The sequence below is a fragment of the Streptomyces sp. NPDC029138 genome, assembly GCF_055564375.1.
Genome location: NZ_JBVHWM010000039.1, coordinates 75,197 through 86,927 on the forward strand (window position 1 = coordinate 75,197; position 11,731 = coordinate 86,927).

Sequence of the window (11,731 nt, forward strand, 5' to 3'; positions counted from 1 at the left end):
TCACAGGCAATAAAATTGCCTGACGGGCAAAGCTGGGGCTGAATGGAGGCATGAACGCCTCAGACGCCGCGCCGGCGGCGGGCTCCGCTCCGGACGACGGCCTTCCCGCCGTCGCACCGCAGCTGCGTGCCCTGCGCCGGCGCGCCGGCCTCACGCTGGAGGCCGCGGCCCGCGCCGCCGGGCTCTCCCCGGCCCACCTGTCCCGGCTGGAGACCGGGCAGCGTCACCCGTCGCTGCCGATGCTCCTCGCGCTCGCCCGTATCTACGGTACGACCGTCTCCGAACTCCTCGGTGAGACGGTCGCCGACCGGGACGCGATCGTGCGGGCCGCCGACATGGAGCCGACCCGCGCGGGCGGGTGGACGTACGTCCAGGCCGGGGCGCCCGGCCGCGGCATGCAGGCCCTGCGGGTGCGGGTGCCGTACGGCTCGCAGGGCGACATCGTGCGCGTCCACCCCGGCGAGGAGTGGCTCTACGTCCTCAAGGGGCGTCTGCGCCTGCGCCTCGGCGACACCATCCATCTGCTCGGGCCCGGTGACAGCGCGCACTTCGACTCGCTCACCCCGCACCGCCTCGCCGCCGAGGACCACGACGGCGTGGAACTGCTGTTCGTCCACACGCTGTTGCAGAGCCCCACGGCCACGCTGTGCCTGGGCCCGCTGACCGGAGAGCTGCCATGAGCAACTTCGAGGAGAAGTTCCCCCGTGCCCTGTGGATTCGGCTGATCATCTACATCGCCCTCGGGCATGTCCTGGCCGCGTTCCTCTACCTGCTGTTCGCGCTGGGCGGCAAGGGCTGACGCCGCGGGCCGCGTGACAGGATGAGCGGATGCCCGAGACATCCGACCTGGTCACCGCCCGCTGGCCCGTCGCCTCGCCCCGGACGGCCGACTGGCTGCGGGAGCAGGCCGGTGACGGCGTCACCGGGTTCATGCCCCCGCCGCTGCCGGACGCGGCCTGGGTGCTCAACGCCCTGTACGAGCACGAGCGGCTTCCGGCCGACGTGACGTACGACGAGTACCACCGTGCCCGCGCGGCGGAGGGCGGGGCCGAACGGGAGATCGTCGGCGGGATCGACCTCGCCGGCGTGGGGACGGCGACCGGCGGCGGTCTGGGCCGGGCCGGGCATCCCGGTCCCGGCTGGCGGCGGCTGCGCTGGGCGGACCTCGCCGCGCGGACCGGCGATCCGCTGGTGCCCGAAGGGCTGCTGCCCTCGTACCGCTGCCTCCCCTCGGCACGGAAGGGGGGCAGCTGGCCGCTGCGGATCGCGCCGCCCACCGAGGGCAGCCTGGACCGCGAGACCTGGAACCGGCTGACCGAGATCCTCACCGAGCACAGCCCGGCCGGCCCGGACACCCGCTGTCTGGCCTACTACAACCCGCTCATGCTGCGGCACCCCGACTTCGAGCACCCGCACGTCCGGTCCGGCCGGCTCGGTGACGCGCGGCTGCTGTACGACAACCCCGAGGTCGACTTCAGCCCGTCCAACCTCTGGGCCGAGGACCGCACATGGGTCCTGTGCACCGACTACGACCTGTGGGCCACCAAGGTGGCGGGCCCCGCCCCGCTCGTCGAGGCCCTGCTGCGCGACACCGAGATCGAGGCGATACGCCTGCCCTGGGCTCCCTGAGCGGGCCCGTCAGTCCAGCAGGCGTGCGCGCAGCCGCTCGCGGGTGTCGGAGGAGAGGCCCAGGCCCTCGGTCAGGTAGGTGTCGACGTCGCCCCAGGTCTCCTCGATGCTCGCGAAGGCCGCCTCCAGGTACTCGGCGCGGGCGTCGAAGAGCGGGTTGAGCAGCTCCATCACCTCGGGGGTGTACGCGGTGTCCGCGCTGCCGCTGCGGCGGACCTTGTAGCGGCGGTGCTTGGCACCCGACTCCAGGTAGTCGGCGACGATCGCGTCCCGCTCCACCCCGAGAGCGAGGAGCGTGACCGCTATGGAGATGCCCGCGCGGTCCTTGCCGGCCGCGCAGTGCATCAGCGCGGGCACGCTGTCGTCGGCGAGCGCGTGCAGCACGCGCGCGTGCTCGGCGGTGCGCTCCCTGACGATCTTCCGGTAGGAGGCGATCATCCGGGCCGCGCCCTTGCCGTCGTCCAGGATCGCGCGCAGCTGGTCGAGGTCGCCGTCGCGGACCATCTGCCAGAACTCGGCGCCGTCCGCCGGATCGCTCAGCGGCAGGTTCACATTCCGCACGCCGGGCAGCTCGACATCCGGGCCCTCCAGCTTCTGGTCGGCCGCGTTGCGGAAGTCGAAGACCGTGTGCAGGCCCAGGGAGGCGAGGAAGGCCGCGTCCTCCTCCGTCGCGTGCGCCAGGTGCCCGCTGCGGAACAGCACGCCGTACCGCACCCGCCGCCCGTCCGTGGTCGGCAGCCCGCCCACGTCACGGAAATTGCGCACTCCGGCCAGCTCCGGCTCGGTCGACGGGACCTGCTGCGTCACGGGGGCTCCTCCCGGTCGGTTCCCGCCGTCGCGGCTCGTCGGCAGGCGCTCCGTCGACCATACGGCATCGATTTCCTCGGGCAATGAGTTGTCCACAGGCATTGTCAGAGGGGTCCGCGGCCCCTGATGATGTTGGCACTTGAGCGGATCTGTTGGCACCTGTGAGGTCTCGATGCTGGACATCGCCGAAGACGGTCGTACCTGGCTCCTGTCGGGCCCCGGCAGCAGCTACGCCCTGCATCTGACCGGCGCGGACGAGCTGCTCCACCTGCACTGGGGGCCACGGATCGCCCTCGCCGACGCCGAGGCCCTCGCGGTGAGCCCGCTGCCCGGCTACTGGCCCTTCGAGTCCCCGCTCGACGGCCGGGAGGAGTACCCCGTCGAGGGCGGCCCCCGCTTCGTCCGCCCCGCCCTGTCCGTGCGCACCGAGGAGCGGCGCGGCACCGAGTGGCGCTTCGTGTCGTACGACACCACGGAGGACGACGAGCTGCGGCTGCGCTTCGACGACGACGGCGTGGTGATCACCCTGCACTACCGCATGCGCGGGGACGTCGTCGAGCGCTGGGTCACCGTCGAGAACGGCGGCCACGCGCGCGTGGAGCTGCTGAGGGCCGACGCGGCCACCTGGACCCTGCCCGACCGCGAGGGCTGGCGGCTGTCCCAGCTGCACGGTCGCTGGGCCGCCGAGTCCCGGCTCGCCACCGCCCCCCTCACCTTCGGTGAGAAGGTCATCGGCAGCCGCCGCGGCCACACCGGCCACCAGCACCTGCCCTGGGTCGCCCTCGACACCGACGCCACCGAGGAGCGCGGCGAGGTCTACGGCTGCGCGCTCGGCTGGTCCGGCTCCTGGCGCATCGCGGTCGCCCAGCTCCCGGACGCGCGCGTGCAGATCACCGGCGGCGCCGGCTACGACGACTCGGGCCTGCTGCTCCTCGCGCCCGGGGAGTCGTACACCACCCCGGTCTTCGCGGGGCTGTGGACCGACGGCGGCTTCGGCGGCGCGAGCCGCGCCTGGCACGCCTACCAGCGGGCGTACGTCATCCCGGACGCCGAGCGGGACCGGCCCGTGCTGTTCAACTCGTGGGAGGCCACCTTCTTCGACATCTCCGAGGAGCAGCAGCTCACGCTCGCCCGCCGGGCCGCCGAGATCGGCATCGAGCTGTTCGTCGTCGACGACGGCTGGTTCGGCGCCCGCACCAGCGACCGCGCCGGCCTCGGCGACTGGACGCCCAACCCCGACCGCTTCCCGCACGGCCTGAAGCCCCTCGCCGACCAGGTGCACGGGCTCGGCATGCAGTTCGGCATCTGGGTCGAGCCCGAGATGGTCAACCCGGACAGCGACCTGTACCGCGCCCACCCGGACTGGGTGCAGTACCAACCGGGACGGAAGCGGACGGAACTGCGCAATCAGCTCGTTCTCAACCTCGCGCGCGAGGACGTCCAGGAGTATCTGTGGGAGCAGTTGGACACCCTGCTGTCCAGCGCCCCGATCGACTACGTGAAGTGGGACTTCAACCGCTGCTTCACCGACGCCGGCTGGCCCGGGGAGCCGTACCCGCAGCGCCTGTGGGTGGACCACGTCCGCGCCCTCTACGCCCTGCTGGACAGGCTGCGGGCCGCGCACCCCAAAGTCGCCTTCGAGTCCTGCTCGGGCGGCGGCGGCCGGATCGACCTCGGGGTGCTCGGCCGCACCGACCAGGTGTGGACCTCCGACAACACCGACCCGCTGGACCGGCTCGCCATCCAGCACGGCTTCACGCAGATCCATCCCGCGCGCGTGATGGCGGCCTGGGTCACCGACAGCCCGAACACCCAGCTCAACGGGCGGGTCAGCTCGCTGCGCTTCCGGTTCGTCAGTGCCATGGCGGGGGTGCTCGGGGTCGGTGGCGACCTGACCGAGTGGAGCGCGGAGGAGCTGGCCGAGGCCCGGCGGTGGGTGGAGCTGTACAAGCAGATCCGCCCGGTCGTGCAGCACGGCGAGCTGTACCGGCTGCGGCCCCCGACGGGCGGTCTGAGCGCCGTGCAGTACGTCCGGGGGGAGGAGACCGTCGTCCTCGCCTGGTTGCAGGCGCAGAGCTACGGCGAGCCGGTACCGGCGGTGCGGCTGCGCGGGCTCGACCCGGCGGCGTCGTACGAATGCCGCGAAACGGGCGAAGTGTACCGAGGTGCCGTACTGCTGCACCATGGGCTGCGGACCGGGCTCAAGGGTGACCTGGATGCGACGGTTATCCACCTGCGTCGTATCTGACTTTTCTGCCCGAATTGACGCCTTCATTCCAACTCGCCGCGGAATGGGGGAGCCTGGAGGGGTGGAGCGTGAGGAGCGTCATATCGGTGACGGTGCGTCGCGCGCCATGTCCACGTAATTCCGCTGGGGAATAGGCGAATTGAAAAGGAGAAGGGGCGGGAATTCACGCTCGGTGACCGTGAATTCCCGTATCCGATCATCCGAAACCGGAACAACGGGAACCGGCTGCTTGTTTCCGCGCGTCCTGCTCGCTTACGTTCGCCACCGACCCGGGCGGAACGCCGAATCCTGCCGCCGTCCGGACTCCCCACACACTTGACCCGCGTCGGCAGGAGCGGGGGACCCACCAGGTAAGAACTGCCTGTCCGGTCTCCGCGACAGGCTAGGGGTGCAGCCGTGCCGCGCACGGCCGGGCAGCTCCAGCCCGAACCCGACAGCTGACCTCGCAGGCGTCGGAGAGGAATTGCGCCATGCCTGCCAAGGGTAAGCACCGACGTCCCAAGACCCCGCGTTTTTCCCGCTCCCTCGCCGTCGCCGGAACCGGTGGCGCCGCCCTGGCCCTGCCCCTCCTCGGGGCCACCGGAGCGCACGCCGCGACCCCCGCGCAGTCCGTCTCCGGACCGGCCGCGCAGACCCTTCCCGACGCGGTGAAGAAGACTGCCGCGCAGCAGAACTCGGGCGTGCGCACCTACACCGTGCGCAGCGGCGACTGCCTCGCGACGATCGCCGCGGACCAGCACGTCAGCGGCGGCTGGCAGCGGCTCTACGACGACAACCGGCAGGCCATCGGCGCCGACCCGGCGGTCATCCACCCGGGCCTGAAGCTGAGCCTCGGCGAGAAGGCGGCGGCCACCACGGAGTCGGCGGCCCCCAAGTCCACGGATTCCGCCGCATCGAAGTCCACCCAGCAGGCCTCGGCGAAGCCCGCTTCCCAGCCCGCGTCCGCCGGTTACACCCTCCCGGTGGCCGGCGCCACCGTCGGCACCGCCTACCACGTCGCCGGCAGCATGTGGTCCAGCGGCTACCACACCGGCGTCGACTTCGTCGTCCCGACCGGCACCCCGCTCAAGGCCGTCGGCGCGGGCACCGTCGTCTCCGCCGGCTGGGGCGGCGCGTACGGCAACCAGGTCGTCATCAAGCTGAACGACGGCTACTACGCCCAGTACGGCCACCTCTCCCGGCTCTCCGTCTCGGCCGGGCAGAGCGTGACCGCGGGTCAGCAGATCGGCCTGTCCGGCGCCACCGGCAACGTGACCGGCCCGCACCTGCACTTCGAGATCCGCACCACGCCGAACTACGGCTCGGACGTGGACCCGGTCGCCTACCTCCGCTCGCACGGCGTCGCCGTCGGCTGACGCCCGCGCCCCCTTCGAACCACCTGCCTGACACGCTGCCGAAGGCCGGACCCACGATCCCCGGGTCCGGCCTTCGGTGTACCGGCAGCCTCTATTCCTTGCTTTGCAAATTATTTAAGAGTGGCTCATCTCACCGTTCGTCAAGCCCTGCCTACGGTCGCGTAGGTCACATCCGAAGGTGAATCATGGTCCGACGTGGCAGACGATTCGAAGAATGACAGCAGATCAGTGATCGGGTCGTACGTGGCGGTGGGGGACAGCTTCACCGAGGGCGTCGGCGACCCCGGCCCCGACGGGGCGTTCGTGGGCTGGGCCGACCGCTTCGCGGTGCTGCTCGCCGACCGGCGTCCCGAGGGAGACTTCCAGTACACCAACCTCGCCGTGCGCGGGAAGCTGCTGGACCAGATCGTGGCCGACCAGGTGCCGCAGGCCATCGGCATGGCCCCGGACCTGATCTCCTTCTGCGCCGGCGGGAACGACATCATCCGCCCGGGCACGGACCCCGACGAGGTGGCCGAGCGCTTCGAACGGGCCGTGGCCCGGCTGACGGAGGCCGCCGGCACGGTCATGGTGACGACCGGGTTCGACACCCGTGGCGTCCCCGTCCTCAAGCACCTGCGCGGCAAGATCGCCACCTACAACGGGCACGTCCGTGCCATCGCCGACCGGTACGGCTGCCCCGTCCTCGACCTGTGGTCCCTCAAGTCCGTGCAGGACCGCAGGGCCTGGGACAACGACCGGCTGCACCTCTCGCCCGAGGGGCACACGCGCGTGGCACTGCGCGCCGGACAGGTCCTCGGCCTGGACGTCCCGGCCGACCCGGAGCAGCCGTGGCCGCCGCTGCCGCCCCGGGGCACGCTGGAGATCCGCCGCGACGACGTCCAGTGGGCCCGCGAGTACCTCGTCCCCTGGATCGGCCGCCGCCTGCGCGGCGAATCCTCCGGCGACCACGTGACCGCGAAGGGAACGCTGTCACCGCACGACATCAAGATGCGGATCGCTTCGGTGGCCTAGGCTCGCCCGGAACGCTCGCTTCCGCCCGCCACGGCCCGCGCCGGCACCACCGGCGCGGGCGCCCTCGCCGCTCCCCAGGCCCGAACGCACCTCCTTCGCGGTCCAGCGGCTCGGGGCAGGACGCCCACGGGGGGTGCGTACGGCGGTCCGCAGGCGGGTCGCGCCGGATCCGCTTCTGGAACCGGATGGGGCTCATCGCGGTCACCGCCTGGAAGTTGCGGTAGAGCGCGCGGTCCCGAGGGGGTGGTCGCCGGGAGGGCCGGAGCCCGGGGGCGTCACCGCTGTCTGTCGGTCAACGCCTCCCGGTCCAGGCTCAGTTCGCGGGCGAGGGCGTCGTCCACCCACTCCTGGGCCCGGGCTCGCGGTACCGCGCCCGGGTACGACGTCAGCTGTACCGCCAGCCCGTCCAGCAGCGCGGTCAGTCGCAACGCCGTGCCGGCCGGGTCCGCGCACGCGAACTCACCGGACGCGACGCCCTCGGCGATGACGTCCGCGATCGCCGCCTTCCACTGCTTGTCCAGCTCCCGGGTGACCTCCCGCAGGGCGGGCTCGCGCAGGGACACGGCCCAGCCCTCGATCCACAGTCGCCAGCCCTTGGCCTGCCCGGTCGGCGCGTACCAGCGCACCGCCGCCCGCAGCCGGCGCAGCGCGGTGGTCCGCCGGCCCAACAGCTTGCGCAGGCGCGCCAGGTCGTCCTCGGCCGCGTAGGTGAACGCGGCGGCGACCAGCTTCTCCTTCGTGGAGAAGTGGTACAGCACCAGCGCGTTGCTCACACCGAGGGCCGCGGCCACGTCGGCGATCCTGACCGCCGCCACGCCCCGCACCTCGATCTGCTCGATGGCTGCCCGCAGCAGCTCCTCCCGCCGCTCGGCCACGCTCAACCGCACTCTCGCCACGCGGTCACCCTAGTGGTTGACCCGGTGCCGCCGAAGCCGTCGCCCGTTCACGCGGTCGGTGCTTCTCTTGTTCCTCCTGTTCCTCTTGTTCCTCGTGCTCCTCCCACCGCGCCTATGCCTCGCCACGGCAGGCCGGTCACCGGTACCACCCGAACCGTTCCGCGATCACTGGCAGCCGGTCGGTCACCAGGGCGTGCGCGGCCATGCGCGGGGAAGTTCCGTCGGCCTGCGCACGGTCCAGCACCCGGCCGACCAGGGCGCGCATCGAGCGCCGGATGTGACCCAGCGCCTCGTCGGCGTCCGCGCCGATGTCGCCGAACAGGGTCCACCACCACCAGGCGTTCGTCGCGGAGTTGACCACCACGTCCGGCAGCACCGTCACCCCGCGCGCGGAGAGCAGCGCCTCCGCCTCGGGAACGACGGGCATGTTGGCGGCCTCGACGATCCAACGCGCCCTGATCCGCTCCTGGTTCACGCTGTCGACGGCGTACGACACGGCGGCCGGCACCAGCACCTCAGCCTCGGCGGACAGCCAGGCGTCGCCGGGCAGTTCGCGGTCGCCGGGGCGCAGCGCGCCGCGGTCGACGGTGCCATAGCCGTCCCGCGCCGCCAGCAGCGCCTCGACGTCGAGCCCCGCCGGGTTGGCGATCGTGCCCTTGATGTCGGCGACGGCCACCACCGTCAGACCCGCGCGCGCGAGGAAGCGCGCGGTGGCCCCGCCCATCGTGCCGAGACCCTGCACCGCGACCCGGATGCCCGGATACGGCACCCCCGCCCGGTCCAGCGCCGTCAGCACCGACTCGGCGACCCCGCAGCCGCCCGCCAGCTCGTCCAGGCCGATGCCGTCCACCTCCACCGCGAAGGCGTCCGCGAGCCGCTTGCGGGCCGTCGCCTCGTCGTCCAGCAGCGGATACACCGCCTGGATGGAGGAGACCAGGCCCGCCTCGGCCGCCGCGCGGTCCACCAGGTCCTGGGTGAGGCCGAGATCCTCGCCGGTGGTCCAGAGGCTCTCGACGTACGGCCGCATGGCGCGCAGATAGCGGACGAGGAGCCCGTACGCCTCCGGGTCCCGAGGGTCGCAGTCGATGCCGCCCTTCGCGCCGCCGAGCGGGATGTAGCGGCCCCCGGGGTGGTAGTGCAGGGCCTCCTTCATCGTCATGCCGCGGGCGAGCCCCGCCACCTCGTCCAGCGTGCAGCCGGGCCGCATCCGCAGGCCTCCGCTCGCCACGCCCCGCACCAGCCGGTCCACGACCAGAAAGCCCTGGCGGCCGGTGACGTGATCGGTCCAGACGAGCGACAGCAGAGGGGCGGCCGGAGGGGCGGTCATGGGGCTTCCTCGGGGGAGCGATGAGGCGATCACTGAACGGCGAGTCAGTATCGGGAGCGGGTCCGGACGCTGTCAACGCTGCTGAACGGATCTTCAGCAGCGGGCGGAGTGACCCCTCCGTGGCCGGGCTGTCGGCGAGGCCGACCATAATGGGGGCTTCACCCACTCCACCGGGAGGTACCGTGACCGGTCTGCGTTCCGCGAGCTCCGGGCTCCGCGCGCTGCGGCCCGCTGCGTTCGGAGCGGACCCGGGAGGTGAGCGCCTGGCACGCATCCGCCGCTCGCCGCACTTCAAGGACGGTGTCTTCCAGAACCCCGGCGGCCCCGCCCGCACCAGGCCCTCCGGCTCCTCGCTGGACCTCGCGAAGGTGTTCCTGGACAAGGACACCCGGCCGCTGCGCGCTCCCAAGGGCACCGTCCCGGTGCATCCCACGACCTTCGCCGACCTGGCCAAGCCGCCCGCCACCGGACTGCGGCTGACCTGGATGGGCCACTCCAGCGTGCTCGCCGAGATCGACGGTCACCGGGTCCTGTTCGACCCCGTCTGGGGCGAGCGCTGCTCCCCGTTCCCCTTCGCCGGGCCCAAGCGGCTCCACCCGGTGCCGCTGCCCCTGGCCGCGCTCGGCCCGGTCGACGTCGTCGTCATCTCGCACGACCACTACGACCACCTGGACCTGCCCACCATCAAGGCGCTGGCAGGCACGGACACCCTGTTCGCCGTGCCGCTCGGCGTCGGCGCCCACCTCGAACAGTGGGGCGTCTCCCCGGACCGGCTGCGCGAACTGGACTGGCACGAGTCGACCCGCGTCGGCGGTCTCACCCTCACCGCGACCCCGGCCCGCCACTTCTGCGGCCGAGGCCTGCGCAACACCCAGCACACCCTCTGGGCGTCCTGGTCCGTCGCCGGTGAGGAGCACCGGATCTACCACAGCGGCGACACCGGCTACTTCGACGGCTTCCAGGACATCGGCGCGGTGCACGGCCCGTTCGACGCCACGATGATCCAGATCGGCGCCTACAGCGAGTTCTGGCCCGACATCCACATGACCCCCGAGGAGGGCCTGCGGGCTCACCTCGACCTCCAGGGCGGCGCGCCGCACGGCGTCCTGCTGCCCATCCACTGGGGCACCTTCAACCTCGCCCCGCATCCCTGGGCCGAGCCGGGGGAGTGGACGAAGGAGGCCGCCGAGGAGGCCGGCCAGGCGGTGGCCCTGCCCCGGCCGGGCGAACCCTTCGAACCCGCGGGCAAGCTGCCGGCGGAGGCGTGGTGGCGGAGCGCGTCCGGGGACGTGCGGCGCACCTGGCGCTCGGTCGGCGCCTTCGTCGCGGAGCCTCCCGCGCGCGGCACCGGCGACTGAGCCGAGGGGACCAGTTCGGCCGGCACGCCCTCGGTGGTGTGCGGGAACCACATGCCCTGCTGCGCGGCGTGCGGCTCCGGCGCGTCGTACCAGCGGAAGTGCCGGCTGTCGGGGAAGAGGGTGCGTGTTCCGAAACCCGCTCGCCCGCCGCCACCCCGGGGTCCGCCTCAAGCAGACCCAGGAAGACGCCGACCACGACCGCGTCCTGGATATCGCGCTCCACCGCCGTGAACCGGCATGGCGTCGGCGGTCCTGGCCGCGCGGGACACATGCCGCTGTACGGCATCGGCGGGCAGGCGTCCGACCTCGTGGACGGCGAGGCCCTCGCCGTGGACTGCCGAGCAAGGCGAGTTCGATCCAGGTGGGCCAGACCAGGGTGACGAGGAAGAGCAGTCCGGAACACCTACGCAGCACACGTACGACGTCCACCAGCCCGCTCCGCCGCAGACCCCGGTCAAGGCCAAAGCGAACACGTTGTGTGACGGACGGGCCGAGGCGGGGCGGGACGCAGGGCCCTGGGGGTCGCCGTGGAGGCGACGCCGGGAGCAGTCGGCCACGCGCGCGTGCGCCGCGCGGCGGGAAGGCCGGCCGTGCGGGGGCGACCAGCCGACGGTTCCGTTCCTGACCGCTTGCGACCAGGTCAGATCGTTCGTGAACCGGTTCGGTCCACTGTTGAGCAGCGGTCATCGGACTGTCGTACGACGCCTCATACCAGAGCGGGACGCTGCGCGGGGGACTTTGTCAACTGCCCACCGCACATGATGCTCAGGCAACTACTGTGAGTGTCCGTCGGGCGGCGCGCGGCCGGGTGCACCGGTCCCGCCGGCCGGCAGCGATGACGTATGCCCGCATCGACGCATGCCCGCAGCGCGCACCGCACGAGGACACAGGCCCGACGGACCAGTACGAGGACGCAGATGTCTCACCTCCGAGCACCGGCCGCCCGCGCCGATCGCCGTGAGGGCGGCCGGCACGGGGGGCCGGTCGCCCGACCCGCTCCCCCCCCGCCCCAGAAGCACACACAGGCCCAACTCATCCGGTTCTCCGTTTTGCCCCCCCCCTTTGTTGCGCTCGGCACCCACGCCCCGGTGCTGTTC

10 protein-coding genes, 1 pseudogene and 1 riboswitch are annotated in these 11,731 nt (G+C 72.3%); of the genes and pseudogenes, 8 read left to right on the plus strand and 3 right to left on the minus strand.

Annotated features, from left to right (window positions below; all coding sequences use genetic code 11):
- The first annotated feature begins 50 nt into the window (after positions 1 to 50).
- From ACZ4WH_RS27040 to ACZ4WH_RS27050, 3 genes are read left to right on the plus strand one after another with little or no spacing between them, the layout of a single operon-like run.
- Entirely contained in the window at positions 51 to 680 is a 630-nt protein-coding gene (locus tag ACZ4WH_RS27040; RefSeq protein ID WP_468185067.1) for a helix-turn-helix domain-containing protein, read from the plus strand.
- Positions 677 to 799: a DUF6126 family protein gene (locus ACZ4WH_RS27045; RefSeq protein ID WP_468185068.1), complete on the plus strand. Its 123-nt coding sequence runs from the start codon at positions 677 to 679 to the stop codon at positions 797 to 799. Before ACZ4WH_RS27040 ends, ACZ4WH_RS27045 begins: the two co-directional genes overlap by 4 nt.
- A 29-nt stretch (positions 800 to 828) precedes the next feature.
- Positions 829 to 1,629 (plus strand): hypothetical protein, encoded by an 801-nt coding sequence (locus ACZ4WH_RS27050; RefSeq protein WP_468185071.1) that lies wholly within the window; start codon positions 829 to 831, stop codon positions 1,627 to 1,629.
- A 9-nt stretch (positions 1,630 to 1,638) separates the two neighbouring features.
- On the opposite strand, the gene ACZ4WH_RS27055 is transcribed toward ACZ4WH_RS27050, so the two are convergent.
- Positions 1,639 to 2,436 (minus strand): tyrosine-protein phosphatase, encoded by a 798-nt coding sequence (locus tag ACZ4WH_RS27055; RefSeq protein WP_468185073.1) that lies wholly within the window; start codon positions 2,434 to 2,436, stop codon positions 1,639 to 1,641.
- A gap of 172 nt (positions 2,437 to 2,608) precedes the next feature.
- Here ACZ4WH_RS27055 and ACZ4WH_RS27060 point away from each other — a divergent pair, with 172 nt between their 5' ends.
- The 3 genes from ACZ4WH_RS27060 (at position 2,609) to ACZ4WH_RS27070 (ending at position 7,053) form a co-directional block, all read left to right on the plus strand.
- Entirely contained in the window at positions 2,609 to 4,684 is a 2,076-nt protein-coding gene (locus tag ACZ4WH_RS27060) for an alpha-galactosidase (RefSeq protein WP_468185095.1), read from the plus strand.
- Positions 4,685 to 4,986: 302 nt separating this feature from the next.
- A riboswitch (cyclic di-AMP (ydaO/yuaA leader) is annotated at positions 4,987 to 5,151 on the plus strand.
- A gap of 3 nt (positions 5,152 to 5,154) precedes the next feature.
- Positions 5,155 to 6,039 (plus strand): M23 family metallopeptidase, encoded by an 885-nt coding sequence (locus ACZ4WH_RS27065; RefSeq protein WP_468185075.1) that lies wholly within the window; start codon positions 5,155 to 5,157, stop codon positions 6,037 to 6,039.
- A 228-nt stretch (positions 6,040 to 6,267) separates the two neighbouring features.
- On the plus strand, positions 6,268 to 7,053 hold the full coding sequence (locus ACZ4WH_RS27070) for an SGNH/GDSL hydrolase family protein (protein WP_468185078.1): 786 nt from the start codon (positions 6,268 to 6,270) through the stop codon (positions 7,051 to 7,053).
- 275 nt (positions 7,054 to 7,328) lie between these two features.
- On the opposite strand, the gene ACZ4WH_RS27075 is transcribed toward ACZ4WH_RS27070, so the two are convergent.
- Together ACZ4WH_RS27075 and ACZ4WH_RS27080 are read right to left on the minus strand one after the other, a co-directional pair.
- The gene (locus tag ACZ4WH_RS27075; protein WP_468185080.1) at positions 7,329 to 7,949 is read right to left on the minus strand and encodes a TetR/AcrR family transcriptional regulator; all 621 of its coding nucleotides are present in this window, start codon (positions 7,947 to 7,949) and stop codon (positions 7,329 to 7,331) included.
- 136 nt (positions 7,950 to 8,085) lie between these two features.
- Positions 8,086 to 9,276, minus strand: a complete 1,191-nt coding sequence (locus ACZ4WH_RS27080) for a glutamate dehydrogenase (RefSeq protein WP_468185083.1) — start codon at positions 9,274 to 9,276, stop codon at positions 8,086 to 8,088.
- Between the two features lie 182 nt (positions 9,277 to 9,458).
- Here ACZ4WH_RS27080 and ACZ4WH_RS27085 point away from each other — a divergent pair, with 182 nt between their 5' ends.
- Both ACZ4WH_RS27085 and ACZ4WH_RS27090 read left to right on the plus strand, forming a co-directional pair.
- A complete protein-coding gene (locus ACZ4WH_RS27085; RefSeq protein WP_468185085.1) occupies positions 9,459 to 10,634 on the plus strand; it encodes an MBL fold metallo-hydrolase in 1,176 nt (391 codons plus the stop codon).
- Between the two features lie 917 nt (positions 10,635 to 11,551).
- Positions 11,552 to 11,731, plus strand: a pseudogene (locus tag ACZ4WH_RS27090) (ATP-binding protein); the annotation flags it as partial.

Coding starts and splice junctions, on each gene's coding strand:
- ACZ4WH_RS27040 (WP_468185067.1), top strand. CDS start 51: ATGAACGCCTCAGACGCCGCGCCGGCGGCGGGCTCCGCTCCGGACGAC.
- ACZ4WH_RS27045 (WP_468185068.1), top strand. CDS start 677: ATGAGCAACTTCGAGGAGAAGTTCCCCCGTGCCCTGTGGATTCGGCTG.
- ACZ4WH_RS27050 (WP_468185071.1), top strand. CDS start 829: ATGCCCGAGACATCCGACCTGGTCACCGCCCGCTGGCCCGTCGCCTCG.
- ACZ4WH_RS27060 (WP_468185095.1), top strand. CDS start 2,609: ATGCTGGACATCGCCGAAGACGGTCGTACCTGGCTCCTGTCGGGCCCC.
- ACZ4WH_RS27065 (WP_468185075.1), top strand. CDS start 5,155: ATGCCTGCCAAGGGTAAGCACCGACGTCCCAAGACCCCGCGTTTTTCC.
- ACZ4WH_RS27080 (WP_468185083.1), bottom strand. CDS start 9,276: ATGACCGCCCCTCCGGCCGCCCCTCTGCTGTCGCTCGTCTGGACCGAT.